Origin of the sequence: Paenibacillus motobuensis, from assembly GCF_039521865.1 — a bacterium.
Taxonomy (GTDB): domain Bacteria; phylum Bacillota; class Bacilli; order Paenibacillales; family Paenibacillaceae; genus Fontibacillus; species Fontibacillus motobuensis.
In genome coordinates this window covers 118725-143390 of sequence record NZ_BAAACX010000027.1, presented here as the reverse complement: position 1 = coordinate 143390, position 24666 = coordinate 118725, and the positions used below count along the sequence as shown (strand labels likewise).

Annotated in this window: 20 protein-coding genes; 18 read left to right on the top strand and 2 right to left on the bottom strand. The window is 46.6% G+C overall.

The features are described 5' to 3' along the window. Window positions 1–288: 288 nt before the first annotated feature. The 6 genes from ABD014_RS23755 (at window position 289) to ABD014_RS23730 (ending at window position 4493) form a co-directional block, all read left to right on the top strand. Window positions 289–660: an MmcQ/YjbR family DNA-binding protein gene (locus ABD014_RS23755; protein WP_343865577.1), complete on the top strand. Its 372-nt coding sequence runs from the start codon at window positions 289–291 to the stop codon at window positions 658–660. A 200-nt stretch (window positions 661–860) separates the two neighbouring features. Further along, on the top strand, window positions 861–1139 hold the full coding sequence (locus ABD014_RS23750; RefSeq protein WP_343865575.1) for a CD3324 family protein: 279 nt from the start codon (window positions 861–863) through the stop codon (window positions 1137–1139). An 82-nt stretch (window positions 1140–1221) separates the two neighbouring features. Beyond that, window positions 1222–1959 (top strand): MBL fold metallo-hydrolase, encoded by a 738-nt coding sequence (locus ABD014_RS23745; RefSeq protein ID WP_343865573.1) that lies wholly within the window; start codon window positions 1222–1224, stop codon window positions 1957–1959. Window positions 1960–2160: 201 nt separating this feature from the next. Continuing rightward, a complete protein-coding gene (locus ABD014_RS23740; protein WP_343865571.1) occupies window positions 2161–2913 on the top strand; it encodes an SDR family NAD(P)-dependent oxidoreductase in 753 nt (250 codons plus the stop codon). 238 nt (window positions 2914–3151) lie between these two features. Next, window positions 3152–3499, top strand: coding sequence for a PadR family transcriptional regulator (locus ABD014_RS23735; RefSeq protein WP_343865569.1), 348 nt, complete (start codon window positions 3152–3154; stop codon window positions 3497–3499). Then, entirely contained in the window at window positions 3486–4493 is a 1008-nt protein-coding gene (locus ABD014_RS23730) for an HAAS signaling domain-containing protein (RefSeq protein WP_343865567.1), read from the top strand. The genes ABD014_RS23735 and ABD014_RS23730 overlap by 14 nt, the downstream gene beginning before the upstream one ends. Before the next feature lie 97 nt (window positions 4494–4590). Here the strand turns inward: ABD014_RS23730 and ABD014_RS23725 are convergent, their stop codons facing one another. Together ABD014_RS23725 and ABD014_RS23720 are read right to left on the bottom strand one after the other, a co-directional pair. Next, on the bottom strand, window positions 4591–5553 hold the full coding sequence (locus ABD014_RS23725) for a metallophosphoesterase (protein WP_343865565.1): 963 nt from the start codon (window positions 5551–5553) through the stop codon (window positions 4591–4593). A 270-nt stretch (window positions 5554–5823) separates the two neighbouring features. Then, on the bottom strand, window positions 5824–6648 hold the full coding sequence (locus ABD014_RS23720; RefSeq protein WP_343865563.1) for an alkaline phosphatase family protein: 825 nt from the start codon (window positions 6646–6648) through the stop codon (window positions 5824–5826). 288 nt (window positions 6649–6936) lie between these two features. On the opposite strand from ABD014_RS23720, the gene ABD014_RS23715 reads away from it, so the two are divergent. The 12 genes from ABD014_RS23715 to ABD014_RS23660 all read left to right on the top strand — a co-directional run bounded on the left by ABD014_RS23715 (window position 6937) and on the right by ABD014_RS23660 (window position 24442). Further along, window positions 6937–7806, top strand: a complete 870-nt coding sequence (locus tag ABD014_RS23715) for an ABC transporter permease (protein WP_343865632.1) — start codon at window positions 6937–6939, stop codon at window positions 7804–7806. Between the two features lie 244 nt (window positions 7807–8050). Next, a complete protein-coding gene (locus ABD014_RS23710) occupies window positions 8051–8911 on the top strand; it encodes a carbohydrate ABC transporter permease (RefSeq protein WP_379337267.1) in 861 nt (286 codons plus the stop codon). Between the two features lie 126 nt (window positions 8912–9037). After that, the gene (locus ABD014_RS23705; RefSeq protein ID WP_343865558.1) at window positions 9038–10567 is read left to right on the top strand and encodes an ABC transporter substrate-binding protein; all 1530 of its coding nucleotides are present in this window, start codon (window positions 9038–9040) and stop codon (window positions 10565–10567) included. 205 nt (window positions 10568–10772) lie between these two features. Then, a complete protein-coding gene (locus ABD014_RS23700; RefSeq protein WP_343865556.1) occupies window positions 10773–12512 on the top strand; it encodes a sensor histidine kinase in 1740 nt (579 codons plus the stop codon). An 18-nt stretch (window positions 12513–12530) separates the two neighbouring features. Next, the gene (locus ABD014_RS23695) at window positions 12531–14147 is read left to right on the top strand and encodes a response regulator (protein ID WP_343865554.1); all 1617 of its coding nucleotides are present in this window, start codon (window positions 12531–12533) and stop codon (window positions 14145–14147) included. Window positions 14148–14501: 354 nt separating this feature from the next. Then, window positions 14502–16244 (top strand): sensor histidine kinase, encoded by a 1743-nt coding sequence (locus tag ABD014_RS23690; protein ID WP_343865552.1) that lies wholly within the window; start codon window positions 14502–14504, stop codon window positions 16242–16244. A 4-nt stretch (window positions 16245–16248) separates the two neighbouring features. Beyond that, window positions 16249–17595 carry a response regulator transcription factor gene (locus ABD014_RS23685; protein WP_343865550.1) on the top strand — a complete coding sequence of 449 codons (1347 nt, stop codon included), beginning with the start codon at window positions 16249–16251 and terminating at the stop codon, window positions 17593–17595. A 135-nt stretch (window positions 17596–17730) separates the two neighbouring features. Next, window positions 17731–19467: an extracellular solute-binding protein gene (locus ABD014_RS23680; RefSeq protein WP_343865548.1), complete on the top strand. Its 1737-nt coding sequence runs from the start codon at window positions 17731–17733 to the stop codon at window positions 19465–19467. Window positions 19468–19550: 83 nt separating this feature from the next. Then, on the top strand, window positions 19551–20441 hold the full coding sequence (locus ABD014_RS23675; RefSeq protein ID WP_343865546.1) for an ABC transporter permease: 891 nt from the start codon (window positions 19551–19553) through the stop codon (window positions 20439–20441). Window positions 20442–20457: 16 nt separating this feature from the next. Beyond that, a complete protein-coding gene (locus tag ABD014_RS23670; RefSeq protein ID WP_343865544.1) occupies window positions 20458–21345 on the top strand; it encodes a carbohydrate ABC transporter permease in 888 nt (295 codons plus the stop codon). A 30-nt stretch (window positions 21346–21375) separates the two neighbouring features. Then, window positions 21376–22653 (top strand): Gfo/Idh/MocA family protein, encoded by a 1278-nt coding sequence (locus tag ABD014_RS23665; RefSeq protein WP_343865542.1) that lies wholly within the window; start codon window positions 21376–21378, stop codon window positions 22651–22653. Between the two features lie 40 nt (window positions 22654–22693). After that, window positions 22694–24442, top strand: a complete 1749-nt coding sequence (locus tag ABD014_RS23660; protein WP_343865540.1) for a glycoside hydrolase family 35 protein — start codon at window positions 22694–22696, stop codon at window positions 24440–24442. Window positions 24443–24666: the final 224 nt, after the last annotated feature.

Genomic DNA, 24666 nt, shown 5'->3' with positions numbered 1-24666 from the left:
AGAAGTCAATGTTTGTGGGGATTTCTGGAGTACGACACTCTACCTTTAATGAATCAACAAGCAAATTAAGTAACTTTATAAAAGTAAGTATAACACGGCATTTTTTAAAGATAAAGCTATCCATGAAATGAAGGAACTCTTCTTATAATCGTTCCTCTATTTACTCCAGAATGGTCTGTTCGAACCGGTAGGTATAGGAAGGATGAACTCACAGATGATACGATATTTCCAGCAAACGTGGTATATTAGCACCAGCATCTTATTTTTTAGGATAAAGGAGAGATTCCTGTGTATAGTAAGCTGAGTGCCTATTGTACCTCCAAAAAAGGGGCGGTCCAGGATTATCCATTCGGCCCGGAGCCCCTCGTGATGAAGGTGGGGGGGAAGATGTTTGCCCTTCTAAGCGAGCATGGACAGCAGGACACGGTGAACATCTCATTGAAATGTGATCCGATCATTGCCGAGAACCTACGAGAACAACATAAATGCGTAATAGCAGGGTATCATTTGAACAAGAAGCATTGGAATACAGTCATTGTGGACGGCAGTCTTCCACTTGCGGATCTGCAGGCGATGGTCGACCATTCCTATGACCTTGTATTCCGCAGTCTGACGAAGAGCGAGCGTGAATCCATCACGAAGAACCTGAGAATCAAATAGTAGGCAGACGGAAATATACTTCATTACACATTGCTTAAAGACAGGAGTTGATTGCATGATAAACTTGCTAGTACGTATCTATGGATATGGCTCTGAGCAGAGGGTTCCAACTGATCTTTGCTTAGAGCCTGTCACATACTGAGTTGGAGCTCTCTGCTCCTCTATATATCGCGATAAGCTATATAGATGGGAGTAGAAAGATGAAATACCAGAATGCACAATCGATATTACCAGAGGAACTGATACGCAGTATTCAACAATATATCCAGGGCGACTATTTATATATTCCGATCCGACAAGAGAAGAAGCGGCAATGGGGGGAGTGTTCCGGTTATAGGCGGATGCTTCAAGAACGGAATGCCGAGATCCTGCAAAGTTTCTGTTCAGGAATATCGGTGAAGGAACTTGCGCAACATTATTATTTAAGCGAGCATAGCGTAAGAAGAATTATTCGCGAACATCGAGGCGGACGACTTTGATGCTGGGTCATGCTTGTCCTTTTCCCTAGCTATGTTATCAGCTAAGCTTAGTCTTGAACAACATAGATACAAGGAGGCAGCTATGAATAATTATCATTTGCTCGATATCGAATTTGAGTATGGCGGGCACAAGCAGGTGATTACTCCGGTTCTTCTGCAGGATGAGCGGGATACTATTCTCATTGACTGTGGTTATCCTGATTTTATGCATCTGTTGGAAGCCGCGGCTGACAAGCATGGCATCGCCTTCGAGTCGATTACCAAACTGATCGTGACACATCACGACATCGATCATATCGGTTCCCTTGCGCAGATCAAACGGACTTATCCACATATCAGGATCATTGCGCATGAATTGGATGCACCATATGTTGACGGAACGAGACGTTCGCTACGGCTGGAGCAAGCGCAATCCACCCTTAGTTCTATACCGGATGAAGCCAAGCCACAGGCAGAGCAATTTATTCGTTCGCTGCAATCGCTCGAACCGGCGCTTGTCGATCAGACGGTCCACAGCAACGAACTTTTGCCTTGGTGCGGGGGAATCGAGATCGTTCATACGCCCGGCCATATGCCAGGTCATATCTCGTTATATCTACCCTCCAGCAAAACATTAATTGCGGCAGATGCCCTAGTTATTGAGCAGGGTCAGCTAAATATCGCCAATCCACAATTTACCCTTGATTTAGAAGAGTCAGTACGCTCTGTAGAGCGCTTGCTGGATTATGATATAGAGCGTATCATCTGCTATCATGGTGGTCTCTATAACGGAGATGTAAAAGCAGCCCTGCAAGAGCTCGTCCAGAAATATAAATCATAATAGACAGTAAGGTACTCATTTAAGGCCTTCTTTTCGTTAGACGAAAGGAAGGCTTTTTGATATTTGTATTGCTGGCGTGGGTAGGCTTGATGAGAGATTGAGTTTGTAAATAGATAATGATATGATAAATATCATAATGATAGTATATCTATCATTATTTATTTCGACAATTTACTTACCAATCACAAAGGGGATGTAAGTATGGCAAGCATGACAGGTAAAGTAGTAATCATCACAGGTGCAGGAAGCGGTATGGGCCGTGAAGAGGCTATTCTGTTCGCCAAAGAGGGAGCTAGTGTAGTAGCTACAGATATTAATGAAGCCGCAGTGCAAGCTGTAGTTCAAGAGATTGAAGCTGCGGGCGGGCAAGCAGTTGCTTATGCACACAATGTAGCTTCTGAGGAAGAATGGGTAAAGGTCGTAGACGGAACCATACAGAAGCACGGTAAAATCGATGCTCTCGTAAATAATGCAGGTGTGTCTTTGCCTACCGGACTACTGGATACAACGGTCTCTCAATGGGATAAAGTGATGGATATCAATGTAAAGAGCGTCTTCCTGGGAATGAAATATGTCATTCCACATATGCAGAAGAAGCAAGGCGGCTCGATTATCAATATATCTTCGATCGCCGGATTAACGGGTAGTAGTGGTGCTGGTGCATATACGGCATCGAAGGGAGCGGTTCGGATGTTGAGCAAAGCGGCGGCCGTTGATTTCGGTAAGGATCATATCCGTGTGAACTCCGTTCACCCTGGCTTTATCGAGACTCCAATGAGTTCGGATCTGATTAAGAATGAGCAAATGCTGCAATGGTTCTTGATGCAGACGGCGCTGCCACGCGTAGGTGAAGCCTCTGAAGTAGCCAAGGCCGTTCTGTTCCTTGCTTCGGATGCATCCTCTTATATTACGGGGATAGAGTTGCCTGTAGACGGCGGCGTAACTGCCAAGTAAGCAGCAGGATTTGAATATAGCTATCATCGGTGGTTTGATTTCGGTGTTATACCGAAGTCGAGCTGCCGATTTTTATTTTTTGTGGCTAAAGTCTTGTGGGGAACAGGAAACATAAATAGAGTTTGTGAATTAGTGGGAAAAATAAATTGCTTTCGAAACAATAATACTGTATGATGCATAGTATAAATCATATACTGTACGACACATAGTAAGTTAAGTTGAAAAAGAGGTGTACTTCATGAGTACTCTACTGAATTCTCTCATAACGGAGCTTAGACGAGGGACATTGACCTTAGCTGTATTAAGTCAATTGCAAACGCCTCAATATGGATATTCACTAGTGCAATTACTAGAGGAGTCCGGCATTGGGATTGATCAGAGCACATTGTATCCTTTGCTAAGGAGGCTTGAGAAGCAGGAATTGGTCACCAGCAGCTGGGATACAACCGAGAGCAGACCCCGAAAGTATTATGTGCTGAGTGAATACGGATTTGAGATCTATAGGCAATTGAAGCAGGAGTGGTTGGGTAATACGAAAGAACTGTACCGCTTATTAGAAGAGGAGGATGGCGATGAATCTGATTGATATTTACATTCAGGAGGTTACCAGGCGGCTGCCAGAGAAGGATCGGGACGATGTATCCATGGAGCTTCGATCCACAATCGAAGATATGCTTCCGGATGATTACAACGAGGATGATATCAAGGAGGCTCTTGCGAAGCTGGGCAACCCTGCCGTGCTGGCCAGCGGATATTTAGATCGGCCAATGCATTTGATCGGACCGCGTTATTATGAGATGTACATTTCATTACTGAAGATAATATTACCGATCGCTATCATTATCTCGGTAATTTCTACCGTTGCTGGGCATCTGATCAATTATAGCGGCGGTACAGAATTGAATGCAATGACCAATACTTTTGTAAACTTGATTGTCCAAGGAATCGTCGGTTCATTCGGAGTAATTACTCAGGCATTTTTCTGGATTACGGTAATTTTTGCGATTATTGAGCGGGCAGATGTGAATAAGGGGACCGAGCTACCCACCTCCAAGTTTAAACAATGGAAGCCGGATGATTTGAAGAAGCTTGCTTATATTCCCAAGAAGAGAGCAATCTCTAAGGCTGATGTATTTGGAAGCTTACTATGGACGGCAATCTGGACTAGTCTGTATTTCTATGCAGATCATTTTGTAGTTGTATACCTGAGAACGGAGAATGGGGTCCAACTTCTGTATCGAATGTTTAACCAAGGAGTATTGCTTCAATATTGGCCGCTTGTGCTCATTCTGGCTGGACTTGAAGTCGCTTTGGCTCTCTATAAATATATCGTCGGTCAATGGACACCTAGATTGGCGATATTTAATATGGTAGTTCAACTGATAGGTATTTTTATCATGACCGTCATCCTACTCAACCCGAATCTCTTCAATGCAGACTTTATCGCTTATATGGCTGATTTGTTTACAGTTAGTGTCGAGGGCTTTAAAGCCGGCATTGTTAGAGGAGGCATTTTCCTCTTTATGTTGTTCGGTGCACTCAGCGTCATTGGGGGATTCCGCAAGGCGAAAATCCGTTAACGACTCATAATAAAGGGGTTATCTCGTAAGTAGAATGTCTACTACTGAGATAACCCCTTTTTATTATGAGAATAGACCTGAGTGGAGCTGAGAACTTCTAACTTAATGATATCTGAGGTGTACGGCCCTCTGGCATATGCTTAGGCTGGTCACGGATGATCGTCCCGTCCTCAAGATGCAGCCAGGTATCGAAGCTTCGCTGTCCTTCCGTTAACTGAATCACCCGAGCACCGGTGGCGAACGGCTGATTCAAGTAAGCATTCCGGGTAGTCCGCCCGTAGCAGAGGCGAATGCCGTGTAGAGTCCCCCAGAAGTCGTTGCCGTGGTCATGACCGACGAAGGTGCCCATGATGTCGCCCATCTCGACCATGGCTGCGAAGAATCCAGTATTCAGCGGTGGCGCACAGATCAATCGATCCAGCTTCTGCCCATAGCATTCGTTGAAATCCCAAATATCACGATATTCGGGCAACGGGATATGGAAGAAGCCGAGCGAAGGAAGAGGTGAGCCGCCATTATTTGCTGTCAGCTGATGGGAAGCCCTGGTATACCAGTTGATCTGACTTCTTCTTATCCAATCATAATATCCTACCCCATGATGTACCAAGAGGGAGTAGCTTCCTGTATCAAGAAAATAAAGCGCGGCAGCAGGTAGATGATGTCCATCCAGAATCTCAAGCACATAATTGCCAGAGCCGTGGACATTTGGCGGGTCAGGTTTTGCGTAACAGAATTTATGCGTTAACTGAAGTTTGTGCAATTGTTCTCGCGTGAAATCCGGCGCTTCGGAGTCATGATTACCAAATACGGCTGCCCAAGGAATTTGCAGTTCCTCCGGCACGGCTACAGCATCGCGGAACGCCTGTACCGGGTCCGGACTCTTGTTGCTGGCAATAACATCCCCGGTATACACTACAAGGTCCGGGCGTTCTGCCTCAAGGATAGCCCGCATCATAGCACTCATTCGTGCTTCTTCCTCACACGGCTCACAGAATTCCGTGTCCGTGAACTGAACAATCTTGAAGGTTCCATCCTCCTTGAAATGCAACTGCTTCCTCATCCCGCACCATTCTCCCTTTTCGCTTTTGATAACGTGCAACAGCTAACGAAACGTGGTATCGCTATTACGCCCAAAAGGACTGTCCCCAATTTTAACGAAACTGGGTATCGCTATTGGAGTCAGTTTGGGGCTCAAAGCCGGAATTTACCCGGAATAACGATATGGTGTTTCGTTAAAAACTTTTTACCGCTGTTTCTGCGAAAATAGCGCTCTGTAGTTTCGTTAGACGAAAAACGAGCAGCAAGCTCTCGACTTACTAAGCATGTACGATTAGCTGAACAAAGAAGCAGGTACTTTGCCATCCCAATTAGCAGGCAGCTCAAGACCAAGGGCTTGTAAAGCGACTGCTGCGGTATCGACGATGAATAGCTCCGGCAAGACAGTACCGGCTGAGACTCCTGGGCCTACACAGCCCCAGAATACATTCTTGTCCATCGGATGATCGCTACCGTGGTCATGCTTATCAGCTCCGCCGCCGCCATGATCGGTAAGGAGGATCACGAGGCTGTCTTCCAGCAAGCCTTGCTGTTCAATTGCGCGTAGTACGCGGCCAAATAGATCATCCATTTTGGTAATGGCTTTAAGATAATTCGGTGAATCTGGACCGTAGCCATATTTATGACCAGAAGCGTCTGGATCATCGAGCTGCATATAGAGCAGCTTAACGTCGCTGTTGTTCTGAATATAAGTCTCGATAGCGCCCACGAGCTCTTCGTCCGGCAATGCTTCCTTATGAATATCGAATCCTTCCTCGATGATGCCACTGACGATAGGCGACCAACTGGAGAAGGCTGCAAGCTTGGCTTCAGGCTGAGCCTCCCGTACGAGTTTGAATATCGATGGATATGGCGAATCCGCAGGATAGACTTGAGTGGAAGCTATTTCATTATTTAATCCGTGTTTCTCCGGGACTACGCCGTGAAGTATGGAACCCCAGCATTCCGCGCTGATCGTAGGCGATTGGGCCTGGGCCATATATGTAACGGCTCCTTTGCTCAAGAATGCATCAATATTTGGCGTATCTGTATGCTGAATGAAGTTCCCGGCTCCGTCCATTCCTAGTATAAAGACACGTTCGATCTGCTTGGTATTCATGATAGAAATCCTCCTCAAATGCATGTATGAAGCGATATCACGCCCTTAGCATAATGATCCGCGAGGACCCTGTCAATGTCTTTTATTTACTAGTTATCAGTGTATTTTTGACTTGATGAGAAGAAGTCACCAACGTGTTATGAGAAAGTCATTAGGATGGTGGTTACGTCCAGGAGCAAACTCTAGAATGAGTGTTGTAAGGGGTTACACAACTAGAGGAGGGGTGGGAGTGTGAGTAAGTTATCACGGTTAAAAAGAGATGTAAAGAAGTATAAATGGCTGCTGTTAATGACAGTGCCAGGGATTATCTATCTATTCATCAATAACTATATTCCGATGTACGGCGTTATTCTTGCCTTCAAAGATTACAACTACGTGGATGGGATCTGGGGCAGTGCCTGGTCCGGACTGAACAATTTCAAATTCCTGTTCAACTCGGAAGACGCTTATATCATCACCCGGAATACACTCTTGTATAATACCGTCTTCATCCTATTAAATCTCATCCTATCTGTTCTGATCGCGCTACTGATCAATGAGATCAAGGATAAAGTGATCAGCCGTTTCTACCAGAGTACTTTCCTGCTCCCGCATATTATTTCAATGGTCGTTGTCGCTTATCTCGTATTTAGCTTCTTGAATGCAGAGAATGGGCTAGTAAATAGACTGTTGATCAAGTGGTTCACTATGGATGGCATCTCATGGTACGGAGAGCCGAAATACTGGCCTTACGTTCTTGTTATCGTTAACGCTTGGAAGAACGTCGGATATTTATCGATTATTTATTTTGCCTCCATCATTGGTATCGACAAGGAATATTACGAAGCAGCTACGATCGATGGGGCAAGCAAATGGAAGCAAATGACCCGGATTACGATACCGCTCATTATGCCGGTTATCGTTACTATGACCTTGCTGGCAGTAAGTACGATACTTCGCTCGGACTTCGGCCTGTTCTATCAAGTGCCAATGAATACCGGTGCGCTTATACCGACGACACAGACTATCGATACATTTGTCTACCGTGCCATGCTCCAATCGGGAGACATCGGAATGTCTACGGCAGCGGGCTTCTATCAATCTGTTATCTGTTTCTTCTTGATTCTAATCGCCAATGCTGCTGTCAGACGCATTAATAAACAGAGCGCATTGTTTTAAAGAGGTTGTTCAAAAAGCCCGCTTTAGATCACGAGGTGACACTGAGAGCTTATTCGACATCGAATCTTGAATTTAGCCGAGCCTTCCGGTGCTCACGTACCAACTACGTACGCTCCGCTCCTCAGTCTCTAGCTTCATCCAACCTTCTCGGTGCTAAAAACCGGTCTTTTTGAACACACAATTAAACAGGGAGGGAGAGAACAACGTGAGAGAATTAAACATATCCAGACGAATCGGCCCTGCGATGATTCACCTATTCTTCTGGTGCTTCACGATCATATCATTAGTTCCGTTTATCCTCATATTCATGGTCTCTATTTCAAGCGAGGATTCTATTTTGCAGAAAGGGTTCTCCTTATTTCCCAACGAGATCAGCTTCGAAGCTTATAAATTCTTGTTCAATGATTTCTCTGAGATTGCTCGGGCGTATGGAGTTACCATCATTGCTACTCTTATAGGTACCGTCGTAAGCCTGTTAATTACATCACTGTTTGCTTATCCGTTATCAAGGCCGAGCCTGCCATTCAGGCGGACGCTATCCTTCTACATCTTCTTCACGATGCTGTTCGGTGGGGGGCTCGCGCCTTGGTACATTACTTATGTTAATATGCTTGGCATTAAGAATACGATCTTCTCTATGATTATTCCGAATCTGCTATTAAGCGCCTTTAATGTACTCTTGATGAGAAGTTTCTTCTCTACGACCATACCGGAGACGGTGATCGAGTCGGCGACGATTGATGGGGCGAGTGAGATTACGATCTTCTTCAAGATCGTCGTACCGCTATCCTTACCGATAATGGCGACGATCGGACTCTTCAACACACTGGCCTACTGGAATGACTGGTATAACTGTATGCTATTTATCGACAAGCCGGACCTATACAACATTCAATATTTAATGACGAAGACGCTCACTAACATTCAATATCTGCTGATGAAGTCCAACAGCTCAGCCCAGGTCGGCGAGTTGCTGGCGAAGATGCCGCGAGAGTCAGTGCGAATGGCACTTGCGATTGTCGGAGTGGCCCCGTTATTGTTTGCCTATCCATTCTTCCAGAAGTATTACATAAGTGGAATTACGTCTGGCGCAGTAAAAGGTTAAGCAGGATGGAAGCAGAGAGGTACATTTCATGAAGGAGGTGGGGCTGACTGGCACGAATTAAGATTTACTGCAATTCCGGGGGATTAGGCTAGTACAAGTATGATTTGAGAGGAGAACAGCGCAAATATGAAGAAGACGTTTTATTTACTGTTCGTGATTATGCTGTGCGGAATACTGCTATTGACGGGATGCGGGAAAGGGGATTCCAACAAGTCGGCCAGCCCAGGGGACACCTCCGGCAATAAGACAGAATCGGAAAATAAAGAAGGAGCCGGTGGACTCAGCCCTTATAAAATTACGATGGTCTACCCAGCTGCGGCGGCTAAGGATCTTCAGCTGGTTCAGGACGAGATGAGCAAGTATTTGACGGAGAAGATTAATGCCACGATTGAACTGAAGCCAATCGAGTGGGCATCTTGGGACGACAAGACGAACCTGATGAAGGTCTCCAATGAGCCGTTCGACCTGATGTTCACAGCGAGCTGGTTCTCATACGCAAAGGATGTAGCCAAGGGCCAATACCTGGAGCTGGATGACCTGATGGCTGAATACGGCAAAGATATTCCTGGTGTGCTTGGCGATGACTTTATCAAAGGCTCAAGAATCGCTGGCAAGCTGTACGCTCTTCCGACGAAGAAGGAGTTCGGTCAAGGCTTCGGCTTCCTCTTGGATAAGAAATTAGTAGATAAATATGGATTCGATGTTAATGGTGTGAAATCCCTTGAAGATATGGAAGCCATGTTCAAGACGATTAAAGAGAACGAACCAGGCGTCATTCCTATAGTTTCAAGTAAATTCGCTAATATTTGGGACGCGGCTAACTATGACTTTATCGTCGGTAACTTAGGCATTCCGCGGGGAAGCAAAGAGATTAAGGCTGTTGATATGCTGGAAGATCCCAAATACATTGACTTCTATAAACGGATGCATCAGTGGAATCAAAACGGGTGGTTCGATAAGGATATCCTGACTTCGGATTCTGATCAAGGTATCAATATGATTAAAGCAGGCAAGGCCTTTGCAGTTTCTCAATCGCTGAAGCCTGGCAAAGACAAGGAGATGAGCCTTAGCGCTGGCGTGGAGATGGTTCAAGTTGAGACGGCAGAGCCATTTACGACTACGGGGGATGCTCAGGGGGCCATGCTTGGTATTTCTCGGACTTCAAAAGACCCGGCTAGGGCGATGATGTTTCTTAATATGCTCTATACAGATCCAGTTCTGTTGAATATGCTCGATTGGGGCATTGAAGGCAAGCATTATGTGAAAGTCAGCGACAATGTTATCGATTTTCCAGAGGGCGTAAATGCGGATACACAGACTTATCCTAACCCTGGCGGCTGGATGTTTGGTAACCAGTTTAATTCTTATCTTTGGGTAAATGAAGATCCGAATAAGTGGGAGGAATTCCAGAAGTTCAATGACAGATCGGAGCGATCCATCGCGCTCGGCTTCTCCTTTAATCAGGAGCCGGTAAAATCGGAAATGGCGTCACTCGCGAACGTTGAGAAAGAATTCGGCGCTACGTTACGGTCTGGAGCAGTTAATCCGGAACAACTGATTGAGAAGTGGAAAGAGAAACGCAAATCCGCAGGCTTCGATAGAGTAAAGGCCGAGGTCGATAAGCAGCTGGCTGAATGGGCTGCGACGCAGAAATAGATAGAAGCACAAGGCGGCCTTTTTGAACAACCTCTATAAAGGAATTCTGAACCGGGACAATAGCCATAGTCCTAACTTGGGATTCCTTTTTGTCCTACCGGAAATTATACTCGGTGTAGTGAGCCTTTGACATTATGAGAAGGCATCGCTGTGAATGATAGTGTTTCATACTAATCTTGCATGATCCGGGGTAGATAGGATGTTCATGAGGTCGAATATTAAGCAGTCGCTTCGCTTCAAGCTGATTATCGGTTTCATAGTGATTACAGTCCCTTTGGTAGGACTCATGCTTTACAACAACTATTATGCTTCGAATACGATACGCGAGCAGGTCGCCGAATCCAACAAGAATTCAATGATCCTGTATTCGCAGCAAATCGAAGCCGCATTGAACAAGGAGACCAATTTCCTCTATAACGTTGCCGTGGAAGATCCGAATCTTGCCGAACTACCGCAGTTGCTTCGTGATTCAACGGACTATTATCTGACTAAGGCCAGAGTTCTGAACACATTTACCCGATACCATCGATTCGACAACAGCGTTGATTTTCAGTTCGTTTATTCGCTGCAGAATCGGGACCTCTTCACGACACCGATCAAAGATTCGTCCTATGAACGGCTCACTGCAATTAGGTTGACCATCGACAATATTGTCAAGAGTGTTAAGCCGGATAGCGACTTTTTTCGGGAATGGAGGGCGGTCGAGTACATAAAGGGAAAATACGCCCTAATCCGTCTGGTGAATACAGGGGATGATCTCTATCTCGGCGCCTTCATTGAGCTGGAGAATTTGGTGATTCCACTCGATATTATTCAATCTGAAGAAGGCTTCGCGGGCTTCCTTAACTATCAGGGACACATAATTACAAATGCAGTTGTTATCGATTCGGGAAACTCTATTTCTCTGGATACAGGGCCGAGCGGCGGGTATCAGGTTGTGAAGCAGAATGGTCGTCATTACATCGCCGTGACAACCCCCGTCCAGGGGACGGACGTCATTCTAAGTGTTTTCGTTCCCGAAGCGCAAATGCTGAAGGATCTGAACAATTTTCGCCGCGGCATTATTCTTATATCCGTAGGTGCACTATTCATTCTGGTCATTTATTTGGTCTATTTGAACGATATCATTCTTAAGCCAATGAACAACCTCGTTCATGGGATGCGTCGAATCAAGCATGGGGATTGGAATATCCGGCTTCAATCCTCCAAAGCCAAGGAGTTTGCGATTATTAACGAGACCTTTAACAGCATGGCTGCTGAAATCCATGAATTGACGAGCAGTGTATATGAGGAGCAGATTAAAGCGCACAAAGCTGAGCTCAAGCATTTACAGTTGCAGATTAACCCTCATTTCCTCTTGAACACGATCAACATTATTTATAACTTGGCCGAGATTAAAAATTATAGCGTCATACAGCTGATGTGTATGAATCTAGTCAAATATTTCCGCTTCACGACGAGGACGAATCAGGTCGCTGTCACCATCCAAGAAGAAATGGAGCATATGGAGAGCTATATTAAAATTCAGCAGGTCCGCTTTCCAGAACGCATTACCTATGAGATTCAGATGGAAAATGGTGCAGAAGAAGCTGCGATTCCACCGCTGCTAATTCAACCGTTCATTGAAAATGCTATTAAGCATGGCTTTGACTTCATGGATCATCCATTCCATATTTATATCGCTATTGGTTTAATAGAACAGGAAAGGATGCGCATCGTGATCATGGACAATGGCAACGGATTTCCGGAGGAGATGTTGGAGAAGCTAGGGTCCGGTAGCTATCTGGAGCATCAGAACGGAGAGCACCTAGGTATTTCCAATGTGCAGTACCGGATTAAGCATCTGTTCGGAGACGGTGCCCGGCTGGAGTTCGATAATGCCCCGGGCGCGCGAATTCAAATTGTACTTCCATTTCGAACTGTTGAACAATTTACATCTTATTGATCAGAATGGGGGAGAAGCATGTTCAAAGCTCTGATAGTAGACGACGAGATCTATGCGGTAATGGGGATTCGCAGTGGTGTGAATTGGGAAAGGCTGCAGGTGTCCGAGGTATATGAGGCCTATAATATGCGGGACGCGTTGAAAGTGTTCGAGCAGACGAAGATCGACGTCATGATCTGCGATATCGAAATGCCAAAGGGGACGGGAATTGAGCTATTGGAGAAGGTGAATGAGATCTCTCCTGAGACGGAGACGATCTTCCTGACCGCCCACTCCGCCTTCAACTTCATGAAGAGAGCAATCCAGTTGGATGGGTTCGATTATTTGCTGAAGCCGATTGAATTCGATGTGCTTGAGAACACGGTCAATCGGGCGCTTGAGTCTATTTTGCAGGAACGGGAATTACACAGATTACGTGAGCAGTATAAGCCTTATTATGAGATGTGGCGTAGACAGAAGCCTCTAATTACCGATAAATTCTGGAATGATCTGTTCTCCGGCAGGATTGTATGCTCTCCGAATAATATCGCAGGCATTTTGGAGAAACATCAGTTGTCAGGGCTGGAGCAGTTCGTCTTCCTGCCTGTGCTTGTCAGCGTGGAATCCTGGCAGCGCGAGTTCACTACGCGGGATGAGGAAATTATTGAGTATGCGATTCGCAAAGGTGCCGCCGAGGTGCTGCTCATGAGTGGCAGAGGGGAAGTAATTCAGACCAAGCAGGGGGTTAACATCGTCATCGTGATGGGGGATCAGGAAGAGATGAACGATCCTTCTGGATTGCATGTGCGATGTGAGAAATATATTCAGAGCTGCCTTGAATATTTCGACTGTAATATATCCTGTTATATTGGCAGGAATGTTAGCTTGTATGAAATTGCGGACATCTGCAAACAGCTTCTGGAGATCGAGTACAACAATGTGAATAGATCCAATCAGGTCTACACGCTGGCTTCGTATTACACTCCTTCCATCCAATCTATGATCCCACGGATATCAACGTGGACGATTCTGCTGGAGCAGGGCAAGCTGGAGGAGTTGCAGGAGGAAATTCGCATCAGAGTATCGGAAATGGCACAGTTCCAGCGTCTATCTATGGCTGAGCTGGAGGGCTTCCGCAATGAATTTATGCAGATGGCACACTATGTTCTGCATAAGAATGGACTGAATGCGGTTGAGCTACTGAAGGGCCAGAATGGGCTGCTGCTAAATGACCAGCCTCGTAGTCTTTCGCAGCTGGAAGAAGAGGCGCTCAAGGTGGCCGGAATCATCCATGATGAGCTGCACCAGAATCATTCGGTCATTCGGCGGATTCAATATTATATTACCGAGCATTTGAGTGAGCCAATTACTAGAGAGCAGCTCGCCAGTTACGTGCACTTGAATCCGGCCTACTTGTCGCGATTGTTCAAGCGGGAGCTAGGGGAATCAATTACGGATTATATTTTGAATACACGTATGTCCTTGGCCAAGGACCTCATCACGACTTCAACATTGCCGATCTCGGATATCGCCAAGACCTTGGGCTATTATAATTTCTCTTACTTCTCCAAAATGTTCAGAAAAGTATACGATGTCTCTCCACAGCAGCTTAGACAGCAATCCCCAGACGGACAAAGAGAAAGAGAAGCTCTTTAGAGGAGTTCATCAACTGAACTTTTTGGTGCAAACAAGTAAAAATATTGCAAGTCCAGGTAAAGGTTTTTAAATTGTTTGCCTCTGTGGGCAGGACTACAATTTTAGTAACATAGTCGGAAGTAATATATCATGGGCTGCCTTCTGCAAGATAATCATTAAGGGGTGATATAGATAGCCACCTGGAGCTTCATAAGCTTCGGTTATGAATGGACTCCGAACTCTGAATAAATCCTGAAGCCGTACTCTTTCAAGCGGTAAGAACAAGAAAGGAATCTCCCGCAGGGATGGTTCTTTTTTTGTTAGCCGCTGTGCCCGCAAGACAACCATCCATCATAGAGCAACGGGGGGAATGCAATGAAACTTAGGATCGCTAGAAAGAAATCGAAGTGGTTCGTATATCAGAAAGTTATCGCCATATTTATTTTGTTATTGCTGCCGCTCATTACAATGAATATTTGGTTCAATTACAAAGGAATGTCAATCAGTAAAAATGCAATTCTAAGCTCTTCTCTAGCCGGCGCTACCTTCTACTCCAAGCAGCTTGATAAAGAGATGTATTTCATCCGAAATTTACAGCTTCAATTGTTAAATGACAAGGATTTGCAGAAGCTCAGCTTCCGCGGCAGTATGCTGGAGAATTACGAGGAAGTGGAGCTGATTGAGCAGGTAAGGGATAGACAAATGGCGTTGACCGCCTTCAGCGATTATATCGTGAATGCCGGCGTCTATGTCGAGGCGGTAGGTAAGACCATTTCGACGATGTCCGGAGTATCAAATACGCCGAATCCTGAGATGAGCCTGGTTGCTTCGCTAGTATCCGTGAAGCCGAAGCCTTCATTCTATCAGAGCGGGGAGCGGATCTTCCTGATTGAGAGCGAGAACAACGACGGAATATGGTCTTATATCGAGATTTCCAGGCCCAAGCTGCTTGAAGCGTTAGAGCAAATTGCCAATTTGTATCAGGAGTCAGAGGTACTGCTAGGCAGCAAGGAATTAGGGGCCGTGCTGACGACCTCGAGGGAGGTGCAGGAATCGAACACGATTCTTGGACAGATCTCTGAGCAGAGTCTCCAGGAACAGAGCACCTCTGAAATGAAGAAGGTTCATGGCGTTAATTATTTTATTATCCATAACGACGTTAGCGCGCTGAATTTATCATTGATCATGTACGTCAATCAGAACGAAATTACCCGTCCGTTGAACCAATATACGACCTGGTCTTATTTATTGTTCATTATCGCTATTGTGGTTATGGTGCTGTATGCCTTCTCGGTCAATTTAATGATTCACCGTCCTTTATCGCGTCTGGTCAAGGCGTTCCGGATGCTGGAGGCCGACAATTTGAACATTATGATTGAATCGCGAACCAATGATGAGTTCCATTATGTATTCAGCAGCTTCAACAATATGGCGCTCAAGCTGAAAAATTCGATTCGAGAAAATTATGAGCAGAAAATCGCCCTGCAGCATTCACAGCTAAAGCAACTCCAATCGCAGATCAATCCGCATTTTTTGTACAATAGCTTTTTTAATATTTACATGATGTGCAAGGTAGGAGACGCCGAGAGTGCCGCTGAGCTCTCTCAGAAGCTGGGCACTTATTATCAATATATTACGAGAAGTGGGTCGGATGAGGTTCCCTTCTACAAGGAATATCAGCACGCGCTCGATTATTGCGAGATTCAGTGTATTCGCTTCTCGAACCGGATCACCTTCGAATATAGCGATGTGAAGGATATACCACCATCGATCTCGGTGCCCAGGCTTATTATTCAACCCATTGTAGAGAATGTGTTCGAGCATGCCTTTGAGGATGGGACGATGGAGGGTGTGATCTATATGGGGACGGAATATGCGGACGGAAGGCTGCGCGTTACTGTGGAGGACAACGGAAAGCTTGTGACGGGGTCAATGATCGAGCAGATGCGCGACAAACTGGCCACCGAGTCGAAATATATGGAGAAGACCGGACTCATCAATGTGAACAATCGGCTACAGCTTAAATACGGAAATGGCAGCGGGCTGTTCGTCTCGCGCAGCGCTTATGGCGGACTGAGAGTAGATCTGATCATTGTGGTTGAAGAAGAGGAGGATTGAGATCATGTATAGGTTGTTGATTGTTGATGATGAGCCTGTCATTGTGAATGGGCTGGTTCTTCTGTTCCAGGACAATACCGAATTTGAGCTCGAAGTGTGTAAAGCTTATTCCGCCAAAGAGGCTCTTGAAATGGCTAAAAAAATGAAGCTGGATATTCTGGTCAGCGACATCCGAATGCCGCAGATGAGTGGATTACAACTCGTCGATGAAATTAATTATTACTGGCCGCATTGCCGCTCTATCCTGCTGACCGGATATAGTGAATTCGATTATGTCCATGAAGCGCTGCGCAAGAAAGTGGACAATTACATTCTGAAGACAGAAGGCATCGAGCTGATCTTCGAGGCAGTACAGCGCTCTATTGCCAAGCTGGATGAGGAGAATCGGAGCAGAGTTCAAGAGGAGAAGGCGAGAATGCATTTAGAGATTGCTGTGCCGCTGTTGAAGCAGGAACTGCTGCGTAAAATAGCGGGAGGGGAAGATCTGCTTCGATTATTGATCCAACCCCGTTATGAAGAAGTGCATTTCCAGATCATGCCGGATCGCCCCGCATTTTTTCTAATTGGAAGAATGACCTTGAATGAAGTGGAGAGAGCCAGCGAATTACGACAGGCAGTGCAGAGATCATTCCTAAACTATTTGCCAGCCTCGTTCCATTGTGAATGCTCCGTCATGCAAGATGACGTCCTCTACTGGATGCTGCAGCCCGGGGCAGAGCTGTTAGGGCGGTTCCGTGGGGAGAACGCTAGCAATGGGGCTTCTTGGAACAGCATAACGATGTATATGAAGGGCATATTGGAGCTGGTGCAAAATGAGTGTGAAGAGCTGCTAGGCGTAGCTGTCTCCTTCGGTATATCGGATAATCTGGCAGGAAGCTGGGACACAGCCGGGCAGCAGTATGAGAAATTGCATTCTCTACTTAAGGCACGCGCCGCCTTAGGCCAGACGATGGTTATCGCAGATCTGGGCAAAGTCAATCCGCATGAGGAGAATATGTTCGAATATGGCCGGATGGAGCAGGATGAGATGAAGCTGTTCGTCATCGACCAGATTCAGCGATATGTGAACGAGCATTTATCTGGTGATGTATCCTTGACCGCGATCGCGGAAGAGGTTCATTTCAACCCGTCTTATCTGTCTCGTTTCTATAAGCAGGCAACAGGCCATAACTTGCTGGAATACATACAGACGAAGAGGCTCGAAGGAGCCATTCGGCTGATGCAGGATACGAATCTAAAATTGAATGAGATCGCTACCCGGGTTGGGTTCGATTCACCTTCCTATTTTACGACATTCTTCAAGAAGAAGATGGGGGTCTCCCCTCAGGAATATCGCAATACACAAGCGTAACCCAGCAATGTGGGAACAAGTAAATAAAGTGAAAGCGAAGTAAAAAACTCAAAATTGATAGCGCTTTCGTTCGGTTCCATAATGAAGATGTAAGCAACAGTTATATTGCAGCATACAAAGGGGGAAGGCAATTCAATGAAAAGCTTCAAACCATGGAAAATGCTCGTTCTGGTTATGTCGATGCTCTTGGTATTTACGGCATGTGGAAATCAAGGGAGTAAAGATGAGGCAGCTCCTGATTCACAAGGAGCCGGGAATAAGACGAATGCCAATGCCAACAGTAGTACACCTCCTGATCCACTAGGCAAGTATCCGGAGACGGTAACCGTTACGGAAGTGCTCGGCTATAATCCTCCTGAGGACCCGAGAACTCCGCAGGGAATTACGCCGGAACAGAACGCTTATCTCAAGGATTTACAAGAAATGCTGAACATCGAAGTTAAATACAAATGGACGGTTCCGTCCAGCCAATTTGAACAGAAGTTCTCGCTTGCCATGGCTTCGGGCGATCTGCCGGACATTATGGAACTAGATATGAAGAATTTTGAGAAGCTGAAGAAGCAGGACATGCTGGGCGATCTGACTGAAGCCTACAATGATTATGCATCGCCGACCCTCAAGAAGTATATGGAGTCCGATGGGGGCTTCGCAATGAGCACCTTCACTTCCGATGGCAAACTGCTGGCGATCCCAGCCTTCGAGGACCCGTACTTATCGACCCAGATCCTGTGGGTTCGTAAAGATTGGCTTGATAATCTTAAGCTGCAGGCCCCTACCACGATGGAAGAACTAGAAAAGGTAGCGTTGGCCTTCGTGAAGGACGATCCGGATCAAAATGGCAAGAACGATACGTACGGCATTGCTATGCAGAAGAACATATTCTTCTGGGGATTTGATCTCCGTGGTTTCTTCAATGGCTTCAATGCTTATCCATCGGTCGGGGACAATCAGACGGCGTGGATTAAAGGCAGCGATGACAAGCTGATTCCGGGTCTGATTCAGCCTGAGGTGAAGACTGCGCTGGGCAAACTGCAGGAATGGTATAAGAACGGCGTGCTGGATAAAGAATTTGCCTTGAAGGACGAGAACAAGGCGGTTGAAGACCTTACGGCAGGCAAGGTTGGAATTTCTTATGGGGAATGGTGGTATCCGAACTGGCCGCTCAATTTGAGCATCGATAAGGATCCAAAGGCAGAGTGGATTGCCGTGCAAATTCCAGGATTGGAAGGGCCGGGAAATTCTTTAGTGCCGAAGCTGCGAAGCAACAGAATGTATGTGGTGAACAAGAACATGAAGAATCCAGAAGCTGCCATCAAAATGATCAATTACTATATTGAAATGGGCAATAAGAAGTATATGGAGGATAACAAGGCCGAGAAGGGATATGTCTATAACTGGTTTAATCCTCGGATCTATAATCCTGCGGATATCGAGACGATCTACACAGAAGTCAATAAAGCGCTCGATGCGAATCAAGAGGAAATTACCCTTGATGATGAAAACTACAAAAGTGTAACGGACGTATTCAATGCAACGAAGGATTACCTTGCAGGAAATACGGAAAAGGCGAGCAAAGGCGTCAACTGGGGACAATACTTCAGCCGTGCGGCTAAGGATGGCGGCTGGGGAACGACTCGCATGATCAAGGAGAAGGGAGCTTATGTGAGCAACGAATTCTATACTTTGCCGACAGCGACGCAGGTAGAGAAGGGCCCGCAGCTCGATAAGCTGATGCAGGAGTCGTTCACGAAGATCATCATGGGTGCTCCTCTTGATGAATTCGACAAGTTCGTTGACAGCTGGAAGACCCTTGGTGGAGACAAGATCACCCAAGAGGTAAATGACTGGTACAGCAAGGAAGCTGTGAAATAAATCGTGAGATGCTGAAATGGGAGGATTCGCCTGAAGCAGTCGGCAATTCCTCCCGTTTTACATTCAACATGGAGGTCACGCTTGTGAAAACGCTGAAGAAGGAATATGCACTTCATTTAATGCTACTGCCCGGCGTCATCATTACGTTGATATATGCATACGGCCCCATGGCTGGTCTGGTAATGGCTTTCCAGCAGTTTGAGCCATTATCCGGGTTCTTCAAATCCGAATTCGTCGGCTGGGACAATTTCAAATATGTGTTTGAACTCCCCGATTTCATGCAGGTACTCTGGAACACCATTCTTATTGCGATATGTAAGATGGTCCTGTTCCTGCTCGTACCGTTGATTCTGGCACTGCTGCTTAACGAAGTCACGAAGAGATGGTTCTCGCGCGTGATCCAATCCGCTATCTTCCTACCGTTCTTCCTATCCTGGACCGTTCTTGGCGGCGTTGTCATCGAATTGTTCTCGTTGAACGGACCTGTGAATGGATTGCTTGAGGGGTTAGGAATGGAGCCGATCATGTTCATGCTGAATAACGGCTGGTTCCGTGGCATTGTCATTGGGTCTGACGTCTGGAAAGGGATGGGCTACAACATGATTGTCATGCTGGCCGCGATTACCGGAATCAACGCAACGCTTTATGAAGCGGCTGAAGTGGATGGGGCTGGAAGATGGAAGCAGATGCTGAATATCACACTTCCAGGTATGATGCCAATTCTGATCCTGCTTGGCGTACTAAGTCTGGGCGGTATTCTTAATGCGGGCTTCGAGCAGATCTTGATTATGTACAATCCTACCGTTTACGAGGGCGGCGATATTATCGATACGTTCGTATACCGGCTCGGTATGTTCAGCCAACAGTTTGGGCCGGCTGCAGCCGTCGGACTGTTCAAATCCGTAGTCTCACTGGTAATGGTGTCGACCACCTATTACGCGGCCTATAAATATAACAATTATCGGATCTTTTAACCAGGAGGTAGGAGAGATGCACAAATCGACCATCAGCAGAAAAATATTTGTGATCGGCAATACCTTGCTGCTCAGCATGATTACCTTGCTTGGTGTGATTCCTTTTATCCATTTGCTATCGATTTCCCTCAGTTCGAATACAGCGGCGATGGCCGGCGAAGTGAAGCTGTGGCCAGTAGGGTTCAATCTCGATGCTTATCGGTATCTCGGCCAGAAGGTCGAATTCTTCAGATCGCTGGGAGTCTCTGTCGAACGGGTTGCATTGGGGACAGCGATCAATATGCTGCTTGTGTTTATTACCGCTTTCCCATTATCGAAATCAAATGACCAGTTTAAATATAGAACGATGTATGCATGGTTCTTCGCCATTACCATGTTCTTCGGCGGTGGCCTGATTCCAACTTATATTATCGTCAAGAACACAGGGCTGATCGATTCGATCTGGGCATTGATTCTGCCCGGTGCACTTAATGTATGGAACATGGTACTGATGCTGAATTTCTTCCGGGGAATACCACGGGAGCTGGATGAGGCGGCTACGATTGACGGCGCCGGACAATGGAGAGTCTTATGGCGAATTTATTTACCGGTCTCCCTGCCATCGATTGCAACTATCGGGTTGTTCACGATCGTAGGGCACTGGAATGCCTGGTTTGATGGGATATTGTACCTGAATTCACCCGCAAAATATCCGTTGCAGACCTATTTGTCGACCCTAATTATGGCGATCAATTCACAGATGACCTCGATCTCAATTGAACAAATTAAGGCGATGGAGAATCTAAGCGAGAAAACGCTGCGAACGGCGCAAATATTTATGGGGGCGCTGCCGATTATGGTGGTATATCCATTTTTACAGAAATATTTTGTAAAAGGAATGACCGTTGGAAGTGTCAAAGAATAGTTACATGACAGAAAGGGAGACGATGGTCATATGAAGAAGGTTAAGGTTGCATTAGTCGGAGCTGGATTGCGCGGAGTTAACTATTTGGAATATGCCGTGCAGCATCCGCATGAGCTTGAGGTCGTGGCTGTGGCGGAGCCCGTGCGGGAACGCAGGAAGGCCTTCCAGGCGAGACATGGGATTCCAGATGAACTGTGCTTCGAACACTGGGATGAGTTGTTCGCGAAGCCCAGGCTGGCCGACGCCGTACTGATCTGTACCCAGGATAAGCAGCATTTTGAACCGACGATGAAGGCACTGGAATTGGGCTATCATGTTCTGCTGGAGAAGCCGATGTCGCCTGATCCTGAGGAATGTATTCAAATGGGGGAAATGGCGGCCAAGTCGGGACTTGTATTCTCTATCTGCCACGTACTGAGATATGCGCCATTCTTCTCGACGCTGAAGGAACTGCTGAGTCGTGGAGAGATCGGACAATTGATGTCGATTCAGCATAACGAGAATGTTGGCTATTGGCATCAGGCGCATAGCTTCGTACGCGGCAATTGGCGGCGCAAGGAGGAGTCCAGTCCGATGATTCTGGCCAAGTCCTGCCATGACCTTGATATCCTGCTCTGGCTGGCCGGTGCGGATTGCACTCAGGTCGCTTCCTTCGGCTCGCTCAGCCACTTCAAGGCGTCGGAGGCACCGGAAGGCGCTCCGCTTCGCTGTCTGGACGGCTGCCCAGTAGCGGATCAATGCCTGTATTATGCGCCAAACCTGTATTTAACAGACAATACGGACTGGCCGACCTCGGCAATCAGCAATGATATGAGCTATGAGGCTCGTTATATGGCACTTCAGGAGGGGCCTTATGGCCGCTGTGTATATCATTGCGACAATGATGTGGTTGATCACCAGGTCGTCAATCTGGAATTTGCCAATAACGTTACTGCAGCTTTCACCATGAGCGCATTCACACGGGATATTAGCCGCACGATCAAGCTGATGGGGACAACCGGAGAAATTCGCGGCGCCATGGAGAAGAATGAGATTGAAGTGATCCATTTCGGCAGCGGCAAGGTGGAGCGGATTAGCTTCGAGGATATGGGCGGCCATGTTGGACATGGCGGCGGCGATATGAAGCTGGTGAAGGATTTTCTGAACTTGGTAAGGGCTGACGGCAAGAGCCAGGGGTTGACCTCGGCGAATCATTCCGTCCAGAGCCACCTGATGGCCTTTGCGGCTGAGGAGTCCCGCGTCCAGGGCCGAACCATCCGTATGCAGGAGTTCGCCGAAAGCTTCAAGCTACAGGAGCAGAAGCATTAATCATTGTTTATAGCCTGAAAATAATTCTTTGGAGGGAATTATGTCTACTTTTCATTATTCGGGATCTTCGTTCTATTTCAATAATGAGCCGGTTAAGATTATCTCCGGGGCGATTCATCACTTCCGTGTTGTACCGGAATATTGGGAGGACCGGCTGCTTAAGCTGAAGGCCTGCGGCTTTAATACGGTTGAGACGTATGTTGCTTGGAATATCCATGAGCCACAGAAAGGGCAATTCAACTTCGAGGGGATCGCGGATCTTGTACGCTTTATTGAGATAGCCGGGAAGATTGGCCTTCATGTCATCGTAAGGCCATCTCCCTATATATGTGCGGAATGGGAGTTCGGCGGTATGCCAGCCTGGCTGCTAGCGGAACCGGATATGCGGCTGCGCTGCTATCATAAGCCGTTCCTGGAGCATGTTGATGCTTATTATGATGTATTGCTGTCTAAGCTGAGACCTCTGTTATGTACGCAGGGCGGGCCCATCATCGCGATGCAGATTGAGAATGAATACGGAAGCTACGGTAATGATAAGCCTTATTTGAACTATTTGAAGGATGCAATGATCAAGCGCGGGATTGATGTACTGCTGTTCACTTCGGACGGACCAGAGGATTATATGCTGCAGGGCGGCATGGTTGACGGTGTGCTGGCCACGGTGAATTTCGGGTCTCGACCTGCTGAGGCCTTCGCCAAGCTGCGCAAGTACCAGCCGGATGCACCGATTATGTGCATGGAGTTCTGGAATGGCTGGTTTGACCATTGGCGGGAAGGGCATCACATTCGTCCAGCCCAGGATGTGGCTGAGGTTCTGGATGAGATGCTGAGCATGGGCGCATCGGTCAACTTCTATATGTTCCATGGAGGTACGAACTTCGGCTTCTATAACGGGGCGAATGGACATACAGAGGACAGCTATGAGCCTACGATTACAAGCTATGACTATGATGTTCTATTAGATGAGTGTGGTGAGCCGACAAATAAGTATTATGCTGTTCGCGATGTAATTGCCAAGCATCAGAAGCTTGCCGATATAGAGCTGCCGCAGCCTGTGGCGAAGCAGGCCTACGGTGAAGTAGCTATGACAGGGCAGGCAACTTTATCGCTGAATATATCACGGATTTCCAAGCCTATCCAATCCGCCTATCCTGTACCGATGGAGAAGCTAGGACAGGATTACGGCTTCATTCAATATAGTACATTCCTCTCGGGTCCTAGACCGAAGCAGCCGCTCAACATTCAGGATTTGCATGATCGGGCACTGGTGTTCCTGGACGGACGGATCCTGGGTACGCTGGATCGTAGTCAGCCCGGAGCTATCATTGAGTTCGAAGTGCAGGAAGGCGGCGCTCACCTTAGCATACTCGTGGAGAATATGGGGCGGGTAAATTATGGGCCATATATTAAGGACTTCAAGGGAGTTACGGAGGGAGTGCGGCATGGTATGCAGTTCCTGTCGGATTGGACGATTCATCCGCTGCCGCTAAGTGATCTATCCGGCCTCTTGTTCGAACCGATATCAAGTCATATGGAACCTTCCTTCTACCGCGGGGAGTTTACGGTGAACGGTGTTGCCGATACATTCCTAAGTCTGGATGGTTGGATCAAGGGCGTTGTGTTCGTGAACGGCTTTAATCTAGGACGCTATTGGAATGTAGGGCCACAGAGAACGTTGTATGTGCCTGGGCCGCTTCTTCGAGAGGGAAGCAATGAGATTATTATTTTTGAATTGCATGGCGCTGCAGCACCGAGGATTCGATTTGTCGATAAGTCTGATTTAGGGTAAGGGATAAGTACGAATAGTTTATTATAAGTTACAAGAACCTTCTGAGTTTACATACTCGGCAGGTTCTTTTTTACTTTGGATCAGGCATTAAATGTCGTGAACTCCGTCTCTATTTTGGATTCTAATCGGATTCGTAGATTATAGGAAGGCAGGATATAAATTCCTTTCAACGAATTAGATTAAGAAGAGGTATTTATTTTACTTTGTGAATGATTTAGGAGATT

Excerpts from the sequence above, each read along its gene's own strand:
- ABD014_RS23715 (WP_343865632.1), top strand. The coding sequence starts at position 6,937 with ATGACAGTGCCAGGGATTATCTATCTATTCATCAATAACTATATTCCG.
- ABD014_RS23680 (WP_343865548.1), top strand. The coding sequence starts at position 17,731 with ATGAAAAGCTTCAAACCATGGAAAATGCTCGTTCTGGTTATGTCGATG.
- ABD014_RS23750 (WP_343865575.1), top strand. The coding sequence starts at position 861 with ATGAAATACCAGAATGCACAATCGATATTACCAGAGGAACTGATACGC.
- ABD014_RS23730 (WP_343865567.1), top strand. The coding sequence starts at position 3,486 with ATGAATCTGATTGATATTTACATTCAGGAGGTTACCAGGCGGCTGCCA.
- ABD014_RS23700 (WP_343865556.1), top strand. The coding sequence starts at position 10,773 with ATGAGGTCGAATATTAAGCAGTCGCTTCGCTTCAAGCTGATTATCGGT.
- ABD014_RS23660 (WP_343865540.1), top strand. The coding sequence starts at position 22,694 with ATGTCTACTTTTCATTATTCGGGATCTTCGTTCTATTTCAATAATGAG.
- ABD014_RS23725 (WP_343865565.1), bottom strand. The coding sequence starts at position 5,553 with ATGAGGAAGCAGTTGCATTTCAAGGAGGATGGAACCTTCAAGATTGTT.
- ABD014_RS23720 (WP_343865563.1), bottom strand. The coding sequence starts at position 6,648 with ATGAATACCAAGCAGATCGAACGTGTCTTTATACTAGGAATGGACGGA.
- ABD014_RS23690 (WP_343865552.1), top strand. The coding sequence starts at position 14,502 with ATGAAACTTAGGATCGCTAGAAAGAAATCGAAGTGGTTCGTATATCAG.
- ABD014_RS23685 (WP_343865550.1), top strand. The coding sequence starts at position 16,249 with ATGTATAGGTTGTTGATTGTTGATGATGAGCCTGTCATTGTGAATGGG.
- ABD014_RS23705 (WP_343865558.1), top strand. The coding sequence starts at position 9,038 with ATGAAGAAGACGTTTTATTTACTGTTCGTGATTATGCTGTGCGGAATA.
- ABD014_RS23735 (WP_343865569.1), top strand. The coding sequence starts at position 3,152 with ATGAGTACTCTACTGAATTCTCTCATAACGGAGCTTAGACGAGGGACA.
- ABD014_RS23745 (WP_343865573.1), top strand. The coding sequence starts at position 1,222 with ATGAATAATTATCATTTGCTCGATATCGAATTTGAGTATGGCGGGCAC.
- ABD014_RS23710 (WP_379337267.1), top strand. The coding sequence starts at position 8,051 with ATGATTCACCTATTCTTCTGGTGCTTCACGATCATATCATTAGTTCCG.
- ABD014_RS23665 (WP_343865542.1), top strand. The coding sequence starts at position 21,376 with ATGAAGAAGGTTAAGGTTGCATTAGTCGGAGCTGGATTGCGCGGAGTT.
- ABD014_RS23740 (WP_343865571.1), top strand. The coding sequence starts at position 2,161 with ATGGCAAGCATGACAGGTAAAGTAGTAATCATCACAGGTGCAGGAAGC.
- ABD014_RS23695 (WP_343865554.1), top strand. The coding sequence starts at position 12,531 with ATGTTCAAAGCTCTGATAGTAGACGACGAGATCTATGCGGTAATGGGG.
- ABD014_RS23670 (WP_343865544.1), top strand. The coding sequence starts at position 20,458 with ATGCACAAATCGACCATCAGCAGAAAAATATTTGTGATCGGCAATACC.